Origin of the sequence: Geomonas terrae (genome assembly GCF_004791675.1) — a bacterium.
Lineage (GTDB): Bacteria > Desulfobacterota > Desulfuromonadia > Geobacterales > Geobacteraceae > Geomonas > Geomonas edaphica.
On sequence record NZ_SRSC01000001.1, the window covers coordinates 954,058 to 969,976 of the forward strand.

Consider the following 15,919-nt stretch of genomic DNA (forward strand, 5'->3'; position numbering starts at 1 on the left):
ATAGCCGCAGGCTATTGGAGTTTTAAGGCGGGCTTTAAAAGGGTTGTAGATACGGCAGGTTAGGCAGGTATTGCCGGAATCTATAGCTATAGACTCCGGCAATAGGGGTTCAGCCGCGGGCCGATTTGAGGCGCTTCCAGAGCGAGGGTTGGGATATGCCAAGGAGCCGTGCCGCCAGGGTCTGGTTGCCGCCGGCACGGTTCATCGCTTCGTCGAGGAGGTAGTTCGCCGCGTTGGCGAAGGTAGGGAGCGGTTCCAAGCCGGCAAAGGGATTCTGGTCCGGCACCCGCTCGGAAACTCCCCCACCGGCGCTGACCGCCTTTACGAAGCTGTCCATCGAGAGCATGCGTTCTTTATGGGTGCTGACGGCATCGGACACCATCGCCTTCAGCTCCCTGACGTTCCCCGGGAAGCTGTAGGTGGACAAAAGCTGCACGAGCCCGGGGGGCGGAGTCGGCTTTTTCTTCCCCATCATGCCGGCGGCCTCCTCGAGGAACAGGTCGAGCAGGTACGGTATGTCCCCCTTGCGGCTTCGCAGTGGCGGCACCTCGACGTGGTGGGTGCGCAGCCGGTAGAACAGGTCGCACCGGAAGCTCCCCTGCGCCACCTTGGCTTCGAGGTTCTGGTGCGTTGCCACCACGACGCGCGCCTTCAGACGCCTCGGCTGGTCGCAGCCGAGCGGAAAATATTCCCCCTCCTGCAACAGCCGCAAGAGTTTCACCTGCGAAGCGATGCTCAGGTCCCCGATCTCGTCGAGGAAAAGGGTGCCGTTGGCGGCCGCCTCGATCATGCCGCGGCGCACCCCTTCCGCGCCGGTGAAGGCGCCCCGCACGTGCCCGAAAAGGGTGTCGGAGAAGACGGTATCGTCGAGCCCCGCGACGTTGACGGCCACCAGCTCGCCCCGGCAGCCGCTCAGCCGGTGCGTGGCCTGGGCGAGGAGCTCCTTGCCGGACCCGCTTTCGCCGGTGATCAGCAGGGGAAGCGGGCTTACCGCCACCGCCTCTATATAGGCGAAGATCGCCTGCATGGCGCGGTCGGCGGTACAGATGGCGGAGAAGGCCTCGGGGTGCTGCAACTCGCAGGAAACGAAGCGCCGGGTCATCTCCTTGTTGTCGCGCTGCAGCTCCAGGTGCTTGATGGCGCGCTGCACGCCGCAGACGATGCGCTCCTCGTCGTCGGTCTTCACGTAGTAGTCATAGGCGCCAAGCTTCATGCAGTTGACGACCTTCCCCACCTGGTTCAGCCCGCTGACCACGATGACCGCCACCCCCGGATGGCGCTCCGCGATCTGGACCAGGAGGTCTTCGCCCGAGACGTGAGGCATGGTGAGGTCCAGCAGTACCAGCCCTACTTCCCCCTGCGCCATGATATCCAGCACCTTGCGGCTGTCGCTGCAAAGCTCCACGTTGGTGATGCCGCAGCTGCTCTCGAGGGCCAGCGACAGCGAGCGCAGCCAGGCCGGTTCATCGTCCACCAGGAGGACCTTGAAAGACGGGTAGAGCTCACTGTCCATTTTTTCTCCCTGCCACGGCTGCCGGCAAAGCGAGGGTGACCGTGGTCCCCTCTCCTACCCCTGAATCGAAGGCGATTTCGCCGCCGTGGTCCTTGATGATGTTCGCGGATATGGAGAGCCCAAGTCCGGTCCCCCCGTTCTCGCGCTTGGTGGTGAAGAATGGGTCCGTGAGGTGCTTCAGGTGCTCCGGCGAGATCCCGGTCCCCTCGTCATGCACGGACAGCATCACCCTGCCGGTCGCGACATCGTGCCAGGTCCGCAGGGCTATGGCTTTGCTCGGGTCGGGCAGGGCCTGCCCCGCATTCATGACGAGGTTCACCACCACCTGCTCGAGGCGCTGCTCATTGCCGAATACCAGAGGGAGCCCGTCACCATAGGTGGCGCTGAACGCGTTGGTGAATTTGCGGGTCGCCACGTCCACAAGGCGTACCGCCGTCCGCACTACATTGTTGAAATCCAGCATCTCCTTGTGGGCCTCGTCGTCTTTCCTCGCGAAATTCTTCAGGTCCTCCACCGTTTTCTTGATGCGCTGGGCGCCATCCTGTATCTCGTCCAGGATGAGCGGCACCTCCTGGCGCACCCTCTGGTACCGAATCCCTCCAAGGGTGAACTCGCCTTCTTCCTCCTGATAACGGTCGAGGATCCGCTCCGCGTCCCGGAATATCTTCTTCAGGGTGGGCATGTTCATCAGGATGATGCCGGTGGGGTTGTTGATCTCATGGGCCACCCCGGAGACCAGGATGCCGAGCGCGGCCATCTTGTCGGCCTGCACCAGTTGCTGCTGGTTTCTCTGCAGCTCCGCCAGCGCGTTCGAGAGCGATTCGGTGCGCTGCGCCACCTGCCTGCGCAGCGAGTAGGACCAGAGCACGGTGCCCATCAGGACGAGGGAGAGCGGGATGACGACAAGCGCCGCGTACTTCGCCACCACAAGCCATGAGGTGCGCTGCGGTTCGAGGACGCCGATCCATTTATCGTAGATCTGGTTGAACTCCCCGGTCTTTTTGAGGATGGAAAGCCCTTCGTTCATCTGGGCCACCAGCTCGGCGTTACCTTTTTTGGCCGCGTAGCAGTAGTAGCGCTGCGGGGCCACGTTGGTGGCAACCGGCACAAGGTTCGCGAGCTTTTCTTCCCGGATGATGTACATCGCGGGTAGCAGGGCCACTACGGCGTAATCGCAGCGCCCGGCTGCCAGCTCCTGCAGGGTTTCCCGCGGGCTGTCGGTCAGCACGAGATCCGCATCGTAATGCTTTTCCTGCAGGTAGCCGTGCATGCCGCCGCCACGGTGCACCAGCACCTTTTTTCCCCTGAGCTGTTCCAGGCTCTTGACCGCCGGGGTCCCTTTCCGGGCGAAGATGGCCTGCACGATGATGGAGTGCGGCGTTGAAAACTCGTACTCGCGGGCCCTAGCCTCGGAATAGGAGAGCCCTTCCAGGATGTCGATGTCGCCGCTGTCCAGCCCCTTGAGGATCTGCCCGAAATCGTCAAGCTTGATCTCGACCTTCAACCCCATCACCCGGGCGATGGCCCTGGTGAGGTCGACGATATAGCCGGCCGGCCGGCCGTTTTTGTCCAGGAACTGGTATGGAGGGTAGTTGCTGTTACCGCCCACGACGATGACGCTCAGGTCGCGGCCCGCTACCGGTTCGGCGTTTACCTCCGACACGGTCAGGCTCAGGGCAAGCAACAGCAAAAGGAATCTGGTAAGCATGATGGAGGCTCCTAAACACAACATGTCGGTGTATTGTCAGGAAGGAGCACAGGGAGTTAGGGAGTTCGCGGCACTTATAGCACCTGCGGCAAGCCCGCGTCAAAGCAAAACATCCTTCCCCCCCTTCGTGTGCGCTCTCTCCGGCCGTTTCCCGGCCACATTCCCGCACTGGCTGTGCGAGAAAATGGCATCTTTCCTTTAAAACCTGTTGACATATTGTTTTCTGAATGTTAGTTGTGCCGTGTGCATATACACAATATCACCCGGAGGTAAGGATGAAGATCTGTTTCCCTGTTGAATGCAACGAAGGTCTTTCCAGTGCAGTTTTCGGTCATTTCGGCTCCGCTCCCGGGTTTCTCGTGATAGACAGCAACACCGACGAGTGCACCGCCATCAACAACGGCGACCGCGTGCACCAGCACGGCGCCTGCAACCCGGTGGCCGGGCTTGGCGGGCACGAGGTCGACGCGATCGTGGTAGGAGGAATCGGCGGCGGCGCGCTCTACAAGCTGAACGCGGCCGGCATGCGCGTGTTCCAGGCCCGCCCGGGAACGGTGGCTGAAAACATGGCCCTTTTCAAGGCGAACGAGCTGCCGGAGTACCTTCCCGGCCACACCTGCGGCGGGCACGGTCACAGCCACGGCTGCTCCCACTGATCATGCCGCGTCCCCGCAAGCCGAGAACCTGTGTCTGCCCGCACCGCGCAGGTTTCGCCGCGGTCTTCAAGCCGGCCGGCACACCGCTCAAGGATCTTGAAATGCTGCGGCTCGCCCACGACGAGCTGGACGCCCTCCACCTGTGCGACGGGCAGGGTAAGACCCAGGAAGAGGCCGGAGAGTGCATGGGGATATCGCGCGGCACGGTGCAGCGTCTGCTGGCCTCGGCGCGCGCCAAGGTGGCGGAAGCGCTGGTGCACCAGAAGGCGCTCGCCATCGCCGGCGCCACCGCAGACCTGGCCCCCCTCCCCTGCGGAGACCTTTCGTAGAGGAGCCAGCATGGAACTGTTGGATAAACTGGCTGAGACGGCACGGCGGCAGCACGAGGAGGCCGACCTCCCCGCGTCGCTTCTGAAAGAGATCCTGGAGATCGCGAGCGATCCGGCCCTTGGGCGCGACGGGAAGCTGGTAGAACTCCTGCTGGAGCAGATCGAGGCGTTTGACAGCTACGCCGGGGCGGGATGCTTCGGTGACGCCGTGAGCGCCACCACCATCCAGGCGACGCTCGACCGGATGCGCGGCAAAGGTTGACCGGTCACTCCCCGTCGCCGTGCGGCGGGTGGGCCATTTATACTGCTACCCTGCAATTTGATGATATTTGATCGTTGAGGTGAGTCATGGCGTGTGAACTCGTCGAGTGCTGTCAGTTCTTCAAGGACAACATGAAGGACCTTCCAAAGGCGGCGGAGTACATCCAGAGCAAGCTCTGCTTTGGAGACTACCAAAACTGCAACCGGTACCGGATCTACAAGGAAAGCGGCGGGGAAAACGTTCCCTTCGCGCTTTACCCCGACGACCAGGAAGCGGTCAGGAAGGTGAAGCAGTGCATGCTCAAGAAACAGAAGTGTCAGGAAGAAGCGCCCGACGAAACAGAAGAGTGATTCGGCAGCACCACTGATATGAACAACTCACTGGAGGCACCATGCAGCTCAAAGGGAAGTTAGCACTGATCCTTGCCGCAGCCGCTACGTTCGCCACGCTGGCCGGCTCCGCCATGGCCGCGTCACCGGTCTTCGACGTCGACCGCGAGTTCTACCCCTACTACCCCTCGCTCATCAAATGGAACAAGTCCACCCTCGATTTCACCCCGCCGACCGTCTGCCAGGGTTGCCATGAGAAACAGTACAAGGAGTGGAGCGCCTCGGTGCACCAGCTCGCCTTCCAGGACCCTGTCTACCAGGGGGAACTTAACAAGGCGGTGAAGGCGGTCGGTCACGAGATCTCGCGTCAGTGCGAGGGGTGCCATTCCCCCGCGGGCGTGGTCACCGGCGAGATAAAGGGTCCCGGCAACGCGGGACTGAGCGAGATGGCGCTGGCCGGTGTCTCCTGCGACATCTGCCACTCGGTGAGCGGCGTTACGCACTGGCAGACACCGTCCCACGAGCCTGAGAACGGCTCCTTCATCCTCACCCCCGGTGTGGAGACCAAGGACGGCCCAAGGTTCGTCAAGCGCGGCCCCTTCAAGCCGAGCGAGGAGTGCGGTGGTGGCTTCCACGACTGCGCCGAGAGCTCGCTGCACCTGCAGGCCGACCTCTGTGCATCCTGTCACCAGGTCTACCATTACGACGCGCACTTCCCGCTCGAGGCGACCTACCTCGAGTGGAAGCACGGCCCGTACGCCCAGAAAAACGTCCTCTGCCAGGACTGCCACATGGTCGACACCGCCTCCTTCAAGAAGACGGCGGACCAGTTCATCAAGCCCGACCGCAAGGAGTACCGGCACTACTTCAACGGCGCCAACTACCTGTTGAGCTACCTGGCCGCCGGTGCCGCGAAGAAGGCGGGCAACCAGGAGCAGGCCGATCTTTTCATGAAGCAGTACCAGATGGCCGTCGACCGGCTGAAGTCCGCCGCCGACATCGAGATCACCCCGAGCTACCAGAAGGGGGAGCTGAAAGAGCTTCAGGTCCGGGTAAAAAACGTGCGCGCCGGGCACAACCTCCCCACCTCGCTCACGAACGTGCGCCAGATGTGGCTTGAGATCGTGGCGAAGGACGAGGCGGGCAAGACGGTCCTTACCAGCGGACAGGTCGGTGCAGACGGCTCACTCCCCGCTGATGCCCGGCTCTTCAACTCCGACGGCATGGGGGACAACTTCCATTTCGCCATCGATCCATGGGTGGTGACCTCGTTCTCGCGACACGACACCATCCCTCCCCGGGGGTACAAGGACGTGTACTACGGCGTCCCGGTCCTGAAGGGGATGAAGAAGTTGAACGTCGAGGTGAAACTGCGCTACCGGCAGGCGGACCAGAAGGTCGCCGAGGCGCTGCTGAAGGCGGTACCCAAAGACATCGACCTCGAAAAGATTTACGGCCTGAAGGCCGTCCCACCGCTGCCGGTCGTCGACATGGCGCTTAAGAAGGCGTCGATCTCCACCCGTCAGGCCGCACGCTAATCCCGCATCAACCTCTCCGTAAGTCTCTTGCCCCCGCACTCCGGGGGCTTTTTTTTGTGGATCTCCGCGGAAAGTACCCAAAGCAAATCCCCCCTGTCCCGCCTTTGCAAAAGTCGCTACGGTGGGCGGCTCTGTAAGGCCACCTTTTTCTGCTTCGTAGAACGCAACTTGCTCTTGGAAATAGCCGTGAACACTCGAAAAGAGTGGAACCTAAAGACTCCACGCTTACCCATTGTAATTACCGATAGTGTCGACGATTTGTATCGAAACTATCGGTTTGACATATTCCCTGTCTGAACATATACAGATATCCATACTTTTGTCTTTTTCTAATCGGGAGGGGATGCGATGAGTGATGAATTTGTGGTGAAATCCGACCCGGAGCTCTGGGAAAAACTCGGCATGGATGTGGCGCGGTTTTCCGGGATGCCTCCCATGCTGACCAACGCCTACCGCAACATCTTCCTTTCGCAGCAAAACCGACCGGAGCGGATGGCCTACTTCGACGACATGGTCGCCAACATCCACACCGGACGCATCCAGGAGATCTACGACGCCAAGGAGGGTGGAAAGCCGGTCATCGGCACTTTCTGCGTCTACGTCCCCGAGGAGCTGGTGGTGGCGGCTGGCGGCATCTGTATCGGCCTTTGCGGCGGGGCCCAGGGGTCCATCGCGGACGCCGAGAAGATCCTGCCCCGTAACATCTGTCCGATGGTGAAATCAGCCTTCGGCTTCAAGGTCGGCAAGATCTGCCCCTATTTCCAGGTAGTAGACCTCGTCTACGGCGAGACGACCTGCGATGCTAAGAAAAAGACATGGGAGCTTCTGGACCGCTACGTCCCGACGCACGTCATGGAAATCCCCCAGATGAAGCGGGAGCGCGACAAGCGGCTCTGGGTGGAAGAGGTGAAGGACTTCAAGGTCGCCGTGGATCGCATCACGGGCAACGAGACCGATTTCGAGGCTGTCGCAGGCGGCATCCGGACCATCAACGCGAAACGTGCCGCGCTGCAGCGTCTAAACGCCTTGAGACACCACACCCCCTCCCCCATCAGCGGCAGGGACATGCTGATCATCCAACAGATCGCCTTTTACGACGAGCCGGTGCGCTTCACCGAGAAAGTTCACGAATTGTGCGACGAGCTGGAGAAGCGGGTGCAGGATGGCGTCGCGATTGCTCCGAAGGAGACCCCGCGCATCCTGGTCTCAGGCACGCCGATGGCGCTTCCCAACTGGAAGCTGCACTACATCATCGAGAGCGCCGGGGCCGTCGTCGTTAACGAGGAGAGCTGCATCGGCACCCGCTACTACAAGGACCTGATCGACGAGGGGGCCGCCGACATGGACCAGCAACTGGAGCGCCTCACCGAGCGCTACATGAAGATCGACTGCTCCTGCTTCACCCCGAACGACGACCGGATCGATCAGGTAATCAGGGAGTTCGAGGCGTCCGGCGCGGAGGGGATCATCGACTACTGCCTGCAGTTCTGCCACACCTACAACATCGAAGCGGTCAAGCTCCGCGAGGCATGCGAGGCGCGCGGCATCCCCTTCATGGCGATAGAAACGGATTACTCGCCCGATGACATGGGGCAGCTGCAGACGCGCGTCGAGGCGTTCATCGAGCAGATCAAGGGATAGGCCATGCTGGTAGGGATAGATCTCGGCTCGCGCACCATCAAGACCGTCGCACTCAAAGGGGGGACCGTCCTTCACCGCCGCGTCGTGGAGAGCGGGTTCGAGCCGCACCGTCAGGCGCTGCAGATGCTTGGCGAGCATCCCGGGGCACGTGCCGTGGCGACTGGGTACGGGCGGCACCTCATGCAGCAGCAGGCAGGTCTGGACATCATCACGGAAATAAAGGCGCACGCCCTCGGCGCCAGGTACCTTTTCCCCTACTGCAGGGCGATCCTCGACGTGGGGGGGCAGGACAGCAAGGTCATCCACCTGAGCGCAGATGGGCGCATCGTAAACTTCCAGATGAACGACAAATGCGCCGCGGGCACCGGGCGCTTTCTCGAGATGATGGCGGTCTCGCTTGGGTACGACCTGCAGGCGTTCGGTAAAGCAGCAGCCGCGGCCGAAGGGACGAGCCCCATCAACAGCATGTGCGCCGTGTTCGCAGAGTCCGAGGTGGTATCGCTGAAAAACCGCGGGGTGCCGCCGGAGGAGATCGCACGCTCGGTGCACCTCGCCGTCGCTTCCCGTCTGGCTGCGATGGTTTCGAAGACCTGCCAGTGCCCGCACCTCGTCTTTACCGGCGGGGTCGCCAATAACAAGACGCTCGTGTCGCTTTTAGAGACGACACTTGGGGTACCGGTACTGGTTCCTGAGGATCCCTCGATCACGGGTGCTCTCGGCGCCGCGCTGCACGCCGGGAGTTCCTGACGCCCACCCATCCGCGGGCTGGCATATTCGCGAGGCATGGCGTCCTTTCTTCGGTCATTGATACGCAGTAAAGAAACCGCAAGCTTCAGTTGAAGCTGCCCATATCAACATTTGAAACAGGAGAAGTTAGCATGAAGATGAAGAGAATCATCCCCCTGGTCCTTGCACTGGTGACCATACTCGCCGCGTCGGTGGCCTTGGCCGCCCCCTTTTTCGGCGGCAACTACCAGTATGTGGCTCCCGAGGACTTCAAGAAGTGGCTTGAGACGGGCAAGAAAGTGCAGATCGTCGACATCCAGGTGCCGGCCGAGTTCCAGCAGCACCATTTCAAGGGAGCGCTGCAGACGAACGCTTTCCCGGTGAAATCCGCCGAGGAGAAGTCGAAGCTGGACCGGGTGCTTCCGCAACTGACGGCAACCCGCGAGGAGATCGTCATCATCTGCCCGCGCGGTGGCGGCGGCGCCAAGAACACCTACGATCACCTGAAGAGCAAGGGGATCGCCGAGGCGCGCCTGCACATCCTGGAGGACGGCATGCAGGGCTGGCCTTACCAGGCGCTGGTGGTGCAGGGGAAATAAACAAGAGGATGGCTAATCACGAAGCCGCTTCTCTCGATAAGGGGGGAGCGGCTTTTTTATCGAAGTGATTGGTGGAATTGCGACAATCGCGTTCATTTACCACCGCGCGTGAACAAGGACTCCCCCCTTTGCGAAGGGGGGACGGGGGGGATTTGCTTTTGTCACACGGCTCCAGTCGGATGACTGGGATTGCAGAAGGGCTTTCAGACTGCCCGATGGTTATTTAGCATCTGTCATTTATCTAGCGCGGTGTGCGCGATGGCCGCGTCAGCAGGTGCTTGTATGGTCAGACCAAGGCAAATCCCCCCTGTCCCCCCTTCGCAAAGGGGGGAACGTTCGGGCTCATGCGCGCTTCGTGGGTAGCTGTACTCCATGGTCCCCTGCATTTGAAAGACCTTCCCGATGGAGGTAAAGGGGCTTACTTTTCCGTTTTATTCGCACTCCTGCGGCTGTGCCCAGAACTCGCCGATATCCTTCAATATGGCTCCTGAAACGAGCTCCGTCGCCTGCGTTTCGAACCAGTCGGCAGGCATGGCGGCGCTGTACTCGTTCTCCAGGAAGCGGTCGTCCATCAGGACGATGACGCCGCGGTCGGTTTCCGAGCGAATCACCCTTCCCGCCGACTGGATCGCCTTCGCCATGGCCGGTATGGTGTAGGCGTACTCGAACCCCTTGCCGTAGTGACGCTGGTAGTAGGCCCGCATCTCCTCACGCTCGAGATCGAAGTTCGGCAGCGGCGGACCGATCACGAAGGCACCGATCACCATCTCCCCCGCGTAGTCGACCCCTTCGGAAAGCGATCCCCCCTGCACCGCGAAGACCACGGTCGGCGCCCCCCCCTGGCGGAGGTGTTCGAGCATTTCCGCGGTGCGCGCTCCCTTCATGTTGCGCTCCTGCTGCAACACCTCGAAACCCTCCGGCGCTCGGAACAGTTCAGCCACCCGCTCCAGGAAGACGAAGCTCGGGAAGAAGGCCAGGTAGTTGCCACGGCGCAGCGCCACGATGCGGGCGAGCGCATCGGCGATCCTCGCGTAGTTCCGCTCGCGCTTGGAATACCGGGTCGACACCTGCGGGATGATGAGGAGTTTGCGCCGCTCTTGCGGGAAGGGGCTCTGGAACTCGGCGGTGTGCACCTCCTGCGGGTCGAGACCGGAAAGCCGGGCGTAGTACTCAAAGGGTTTCAGCGTCGCCGAGAAGCCGACCACCTGCTGATATTCCGCGTACCGCTCAGCGATGAGGTCGGAGGCGTCGCAGCAGGTGACCTTGATACTCCCACCGCCCCCCAGCGGCTGGTACAAGGTGAAGAATTCCTGCCGCTGCGAACGCACCGCCAGCTCCAGCATCTCCGTGAAACCGGTCCAGTAGTAGCAAAGACGCAGCACCGGGTCTTCCTGCCGGATTTCGACGTCAGCCTCAAGGTAACGCGACAAAAGGGAACGCAGCTGTCCGTCCAGCTCCAGAAACGCTGCCATCGGAGGCTCGATCCGCGCGGCGCTCTCCCCCTTTCCCGCACGGCAGGAAAGTACCGCCGCCACGCAGTCGTCCAGAAGGGAGGCGGCCTCGCGCCTGAAAAGATGCGGCACGTTCGCGAGCTCCTCGCGCATCCCCTCCAGCACGTGGCTCGAGAGGCTCGGCGAGTAGTAGTCCATGGCGCGCGAGGGGAGGTTGTGGGCCTCATCTATCACGAGGTTCGGCTTGCCGCTTTGCTCCACGGCGAGCCCCGCCGCCCGCCCCAGCGCCGAGCGGGGCGCGAAGACGTAGTTGTAGTCGCAGATAACGACATCGGCGAGCTTCGCGCAGTCGATCTGCAGCTCGAAGGGGCAGACCTCGTACTTTTCGCCGAACTCGCGGAAGGTCCTCGCCTTCAGCGTCTTCTTCCTCTCCAGAAGCTCCACGACGCCATGGCGGGCGAGCTTGCCGTAGTAGTCCTTCGCGTAGTCGCAGTACTCCGGCGTGCAGATTGGCTCGTTCTGGAAGCAGATCCTCCCCTTGGCAGTGACGGTGAGGGAACGAAGCTTCGCCCCCGCCTCGCGAAACCTCGCCACGGCATCCTCGGCCACTTCGTGCTGGCTGTTCTTCGGGGTCACGTAGCACACCGTCTGGCCCCGCGAGAGCCCCTCTTTCAGTACCGGGTGCAGCACCCCCACCGTCTTGCCGAGCCCGGTCGGCGCCTGGATCAGCATGCGTCGGCCAAGGGCCATCCCCTGCTCGATCTCCGCCATCAGCTCAACCTGCCCGCTGCGCGGCTTGGTGAAGGGGAAGGGGAAATCCGCCGCCGTCGCGCGCCTGCGCACTGCACGCTTTTTGGCGCGGCTCGCCTCCGCAACCAGTTCTTCCAGCCTCGCCTCGAGCCAAGTCTCGTAGCGTTCCACGTCGAGGCTGATCTCAAGGTCCGCCGAGTGGCCGTTTCGGGATGAAACCAGGTGGAAGGTGAGGCGCGGCGCCCGACCGTGTTCAAGCCAGTGGAAGTAACCGTAGGTGAGAAGCTGCAGGCAGTAAGGCTCCAGGAAGGGGTCGCCCGCTAGGCGGCGCTTCAGCTCGCCCAGGGCGAAGCAGCTCTTGATCTCCTCGATGCAGGCGTAGTCGCCGCCCGAGATGCCGTCCATACGCCCGTTGATCTGGAAGAGGAAGCCTCCCCGTTCGAGCAGGCGCCCCACAGGCACCTCCGCGCGGTAAGACGGATCCACTTCGGCATGCCTTTTCTGCACGCGCTGGTGGATCTCGCGGCCGTCGGCGGTGGAACGGTCATAGCCTGAGCGGGGCTCGATGTGCCCGGAGCGCGGGACCGGGAGGGCGAAGTAGCCGACCGGAACGTTGATGATGTCATTTGCAGGTTTCATGTGGCCTTAGTCCGTTGATTCTCTGCCACTTTCTAATGACTGCTTCTTCTTTGTCAAGCTAAGAATCCCTATCGCGTTGCAATGCCTCGCATAACCGGTATCCTCTTGTCTGTGTTTTTTCATTACATGCATAAAGGAGAAGAGAACATGAGAAGAGTCGTAGCTGCCGCGGTACTGTCCCTTTTCTGTGCCGGTTTCGCCTATGCCGCTGATGAGGCCGTGGTCGTACTCCCGGCGAAGAACGGCAACGTCACCTTCCCGCACAAACAGCACAAAGACATGCCGGAGATGAAGTGCACCAACTGCCACGAAACGGACAAAGGCGGGAAGATCGCCGACCTCGGCAAGGACTGGGCGCACAAGACCTGCAAAGGGTGCCACACCGAGAAGGGTAAAGGCCCCGCCAAATGCAACGAGTGCCACAAGAAGTAGTGACCGCCGCACCTCACCTGCCGGCGGAGGCAGCCGCCTCCGCCTTTTTCGCCACACCCTCCCGACATTAGCCAATCCAATTAAAGCCTCACGCACAAGATTGACTTTTTTTAATTTCCAGCAATAATGAAGTCGGCACCTCGCCCCCGCTTATCTTTCGCGCGGCTCGAAGTCCCCGTATCCACGATGTGTTAGCTGTTCGATAGAGGCGGAGAATCGTTCTCTCCTATTCAAAATTAAAGGACCGGGGCAAGGAGATTCACACATGAGGGACCCTTTCCACGACCTGCACCACCACGAGACGGGAAGCACCTCGCACATAAGGCTTATCTCCGAGGGAGGTGGAACGCAGGCCCGCAGTCCCGAGATGGTCTGCATCGATTCACTTCAGGCCACCCACCCGTGCGCCACTGAGGCCCAGCACGCGGTGTATCGCCCCACCACCAGCACCGTCGCTCCCGGAAACGCCCTTTGTTCCATTCCAGCCGAGCACTCCACGGAACTGGACCGGGAATCATTGCCCGGACTCTTGCGCCAACGGCTGCAACTCGTCGGCGTCGAACTCGGTCCCACGGCTAGCCTCACCGTCTCCGAAGCCGGAAAGTTTTGGCATCTCCAGGACGGAACGAATTGCTATGCCGTCAGGAGGGTCGCGGCGCGTATCGCCGTCTTTTGCGAATCATGTTGAACCTGTTATGCGAACTCACCTTGTTACCGGACCGGACCCGCGCGTGCTGCGTGTCCCGTACGGATGTCATTTCCTGAAAGGAGAGCGCAATGGCCGAAAAGAAAATGGAGGGGGAAGACAATGGCAGCATGCATGTGAAGCTCGTCTCTGAAGGGGGGGGAGAGGCCGAGGCGCAGCGGGCTCAGTGCTGGTCTCCCGACCAGATCGTGGCGAGCTGCATAACGCCGCAGCAGATGGAGAACTTCAGGGCCTACAACAACGTCTGCATGACCCTCCCAACCAACGACATGTACGTGTTCTCGCTCCCCCTTGAACACGCAGGGGAACTGGACCAGGGGGTGATCCCCCCCGCAGTTCACCGGGAATTCGAGGCGCAGGGGGCAGCGCTCTCCATGGCGGCGCGCCTTACCGTCCAGCATTCCGGACGCGTCTGGTTCATCATCGATTTGGACCGGAAGTACTCCGTCCGCATGGTACCCACCGGGCTCCTCGTCTACAGCGAAAGGCTGTAGGCAGAGCATTTTCCAGGGATCCAGTCATGACCGACTATCACACCTTCGAGCAGGCCGGTGAACACTACCTCTTCTTCACCCGCTCCGCGAGGCTCTACCAGATCAGCCGGCTTGCCTTCGGGATGCTTGCGGAGTTCTTCCCGCCGACTTGTGCTCCTGAGGCCTTCCCGCCCGACCCGCCTCGCCCGCTTCCTGCAGAAGAGAGCTCCCTTTACGATGAGCTGCGCGATCTAGTCACCCGGGAGCTCAGGGCACCTGTTCCCGCCCCGCAGGCACAGCACGAAATCCTTCAGGGCAACAGCTACCAGACCTTCTCCATCTACCTCGCCCAGACCTGCAACATGGCCTGCTGCTACTGCTGGAACCGCGGTGGTACCTTCGGAAAACAGGGACATCTCATGGGGTGGGACACGGCACAGCGCGCCACCCGCCTGATCCTCTCCCTTGTCGAGCGCTCCAGCGCCGACAAGGTCTTTATCAACTTCTACGGCGGCGAGCCGCTGCTCGACTTCCCGGTGCTGCAGCAGGTCACCCAGGAACTATTGCAACACGAGGCACGGCTTGAAAAGAACTTCTACCTCACCTTGGACACGAACGGCACCATGCTCGACGGGCCTGCCGCCCAGTTTCTCGCGCGCTACTTCACGCAGGTCGGCGTAAGCCTCGACGGCAGCCAGAGAATCCACGACCTGCAGCGACCCGGGAAGTACGGGGAGGAGACCTGGCAGCGAATCGCGAACAACATCAAGGCCTTCCCGAACCAGAAGCTTTTGGGCATCCGCGCCACGCTCACCACCTTTTCCGACAGCTACCTGGAGACCTTCCGTCACCTCACCACCCTCGGCATCAAGAGGATCCAGCTCGAGTACTGCCATGAACCGGGCTACCACCAAAACCCCATCTATGAGAAGCTGATCGTTCCCCCTGAGCGGCAGCTCGCCGAATTGCGCGAGTTCGTCGACTACTACGTCGATTACATCAGCGAGTACAACGACACCCGGGATGTCCCCTTCGTCTCAAACGTTCTGGACAACATCACCCGGATCCGGCGCGGCAGCCGTTTCACCAGGCCCTGCGGCGCCGGCGCCAACACCCTCGCCATCAACAGCCACGGCACGGTATTTCCCTGTATCGCCTTCGTCGAACGCGACGAGTTCGCCATGGGGCAGGTCGATGACTCGCAGCGCTTGAACCTGCACCAAAGCCTCGAAGGGTTCGAGGTGGACGACCAGCATCAGTGCCAGGCCTGCTGGCTGCGCTACGACTGCGCCGGAGGCTGCTACGCCACCCATTACGACATGACCGGCCATCCGAGACGACCCCACCCCGAATACTGCCAAAACATGCAGGGACGCGCCGAGGTGTATTTCTACGCCCTCACGAGGATGCTGAACAAGTGTCCCTGGCACCTGGAAAAGGTCCACGCTCCGGTCTAAGAAAACCGACCACTGGAGCAAGGTTTCCTGCTTTAGGAATTACGGGCGGTCACGTAATAGAAGATTGCGGCGTAGTGGCAGGCGCTGCCCGCCAGCACGAAGAGATGCCAGATGGCGTGGTTGTAAGGCAGGCGGTCCCAGAGGTAGAAGACGACACCGAGGGTGTAGGCAGCCCCGCCGGCGAAGAGGAGCACCAGACCGTTCAGGGCCAGTCCCGCGGCGAGAGGTTTTATGACTATGACCACCAGCCACCCGAGCCCCAGGTACAGCAGCGGGCCGATGTAAGGGAGGCGGTGCGTCGTGAAGAGCTTCATGAAGGCGCCGACCATCCCGAGCCCCCAAACAGTGACCAGCAGCCAGTACCCCCATGCCCCCTTCAGCGTCACCATGGCGAAGGGGGTGTAACTTCCGGCGATGACGAAATATACGCAGGCATGGTCGAGTATGCGGAAGAAGTAGCGCAGGCGCGGCCTGCGGACCGTGTGGTATATGGTCGAGATGCAGTAGAAGATGACCAGGGTGGCGGTGTAGATCGCAGCCGAGACGATGCGCGAGGTGTCCCCCATCCGCACGGCGAGGTTCACCAGCGCAAACGCTCCCGCCGCGCTCAGCAGGATGCCCGGAGCATGGGTCCAGCGGTTCGCCAGCTCTTCCGCCTCGGTATAATGGAACAGTCGCTGTTGCAGATCGTCGTCATCCATCGTTATCGC

At 61.5% G+C, this 15,919-nt stretch carries 16 protein-coding genes; 12 read left to right on the top strand and 4 right to left on the bottom strand.

Features of this window, described 5'->3' with window-relative positions:
• Positions 1 to 109: 109 nt before the first annotated feature.
• Together E4633_RS03980 and E4633_RS03985 are read right to left on the bottom strand one after the other, a co-directional pair.
• Positions 110 to 1,513, bottom strand: coding sequence for a sigma-54-dependent transcriptional regulator (locus E4633_RS03980; protein WP_135868957.1), 1,404 nt, complete (start codon positions 1,511 to 1,513; stop codon positions 110 to 112).
• The gene (locus E4633_RS03985; RefSeq protein WP_135868958.1) at positions 1,503 to 3,221 is read right to left on the bottom strand and encodes a transporter substrate-binding domain-containing protein; all 1,719 of its coding nucleotides are present in this window, start codon (positions 3,219 to 3,221) and stop codon (positions 1,503 to 1,505) included. The genes E4633_RS03980 and E4633_RS03985 overlap by 11 nt, the downstream gene beginning before the upstream one ends.
• A 275-nt stretch (positions 3,222 to 3,496) precedes the next feature.
• On the opposite strand from E4633_RS03985, the gene E4633_RS03990 reads away from it, so the two are divergent.
• The 8 genes from E4633_RS03990 to E4633_RS04025 all read left to right on the top strand — a co-directional run bounded on the left by E4633_RS03990 (position 3,497) and on the right by E4633_RS04025 (position 9,301).
• Positions 3,497 to 3,877, top strand: a complete 381-nt coding sequence (locus E4633_RS03990; RefSeq protein WP_135868959.1) for a NifB/NifX family molybdenum-iron cluster-binding protein — start codon at positions 3,497 to 3,499, stop codon at positions 3,875 to 3,877.
• 2 nt (positions 3,878 to 3,879) lie between these two features.
• Positions 3,880 to 4,206, top strand: coding sequence for a DUF134 domain-containing protein (locus E4633_RS03995; protein ID WP_135868960.1), 327 nt, complete (start codon positions 3,880 to 3,882; stop codon positions 4,204 to 4,206).
• A 10-nt stretch (positions 4,207 to 4,216) separates the two neighbouring features.
• Positions 4,217 to 4,468 (top strand): GSU3529 family protein, encoded by a 252-nt coding sequence (locus E4633_RS04000; RefSeq protein ID WP_135868961.1) that lies wholly within the window; start codon positions 4,217 to 4,219, stop codon positions 4,466 to 4,468.
• A gap of 86 nt (positions 4,469 to 4,554) precedes the next feature.
• Positions 4,555 to 4,818 (top strand): hypothetical protein, encoded by a 264-nt coding sequence (locus E4633_RS04005; RefSeq protein ID WP_135868962.1) that lies wholly within the window; start codon positions 4,555 to 4,557, stop codon positions 4,816 to 4,818.
• A 41-nt stretch (positions 4,819 to 4,859) separates the two neighbouring features.
• Positions 4,860 to 6,335, top strand: coding sequence for a cytochrome c family protein (locus E4633_RS04010; RefSeq protein ID WP_135868963.1), 1,476 nt, complete (start codon positions 4,860 to 4,862; stop codon positions 6,333 to 6,335).
• 348 nt (positions 6,336 to 6,683) lie between these two features.
• On the top strand, positions 6,684 to 7,976 hold the full coding sequence (locus tag E4633_RS04015) for a double-cubane-cluster-containing anaerobic reductase (RefSeq protein ID WP_135868964.1): 1,293 nt from the start codon (positions 6,684 to 6,686) through the stop codon (positions 7,974 to 7,976).
• A 3-nt stretch (positions 7,977 to 7,979) separates the two neighbouring features.
• Positions 7,980 to 8,723 (top strand): acyl-CoA dehydratase activase, encoded by a 744-nt coding sequence (locus E4633_RS04020; protein ID WP_135868965.1) that lies wholly within the window; start codon positions 7,980 to 7,982, stop codon positions 8,721 to 8,723.
• A 131-nt stretch (positions 8,724 to 8,854) separates the two neighbouring features.
• Positions 8,855 to 9,301, top strand: coding sequence for a rhodanese-like domain-containing protein (locus E4633_RS04025; RefSeq protein ID WP_246037896.1), 447 nt, complete (start codon positions 8,855 to 8,857; stop codon positions 9,299 to 9,301).
• Between the two features lie 431 nt (positions 9,302 to 9,732).
• Here the strand turns inward: E4633_RS04025 and E4633_RS04030 are convergent, their stop codons facing one another.
• Complete coding sequence (locus E4633_RS04030) at positions 9,733 to 12,141, bottom strand: ATP-dependent DNA helicase (RefSeq protein ID WP_135868966.1); 2,409 nt, start codon at positions 12,139 to 12,141, stop codon at positions 9,733 to 9,735.
• Positions 12,142 to 12,288: 147 nt separating this feature from the next.
• On the opposite strand from E4633_RS04030, the gene E4633_RS04035 reads away from it, so the two are divergent.
• The 4 genes from E4633_RS04035 (at position 12,289) to E4633_RS04050 (ending at position 15,209) form a co-directional block, all read left to right on the top strand.
• Positions 12,289 to 12,573 carry a cytochrome c7 gene (locus E4633_RS04035; RefSeq protein WP_135868967.1) on the top strand — a complete coding sequence of 95 codons (285 nt, stop codon included), beginning with the start codon at positions 12,289 to 12,291 and terminating at the stop codon, positions 12,571 to 12,573.
• A 265-nt stretch (positions 12,574 to 12,838) separates the two neighbouring features.
• Positions 12,839 to 13,261, top strand: a complete 423-nt coding sequence (locus tag E4633_RS04040) for a hypothetical protein (protein ID WP_135868968.1) — start codon at positions 12,839 to 12,841, stop codon at positions 13,259 to 13,261.
• Positions 13,262 to 13,350: 89 nt separating this feature from the next.
• Positions 13,351 to 13,773: a hypothetical protein gene (locus E4633_RS04045; RefSeq protein WP_135868969.1), complete on the top strand. Its 423-nt coding sequence runs from the start codon at positions 13,351 to 13,353 to the stop codon at positions 13,771 to 13,773.
• Between the two features lie 26 nt (positions 13,774 to 13,799).
• Positions 13,800 to 15,209: a radical SAM/SPASM domain-containing protein gene (locus E4633_RS04050; protein WP_135868970.1), complete on the top strand. Its 1,410-nt coding sequence runs from the start codon at positions 13,800 to 13,802 to the stop codon at positions 15,207 to 15,209.
• A gap of 32 nt (positions 15,210 to 15,241) precedes the next feature.
• On the opposite strand, the gene trhA is transcribed toward E4633_RS04050, so the two are convergent.
• Entirely contained in the window at positions 15,242 to 15,910 is a 669-nt protein-coding gene (gene trhA, locus E4633_RS04055; RefSeq protein ID WP_135868971.1) for a PAQR family membrane homeostasis protein TrhA, read from the bottom strand.
• Positions 15,911 to 15,919 lie beyond the last annotated feature (9 nt).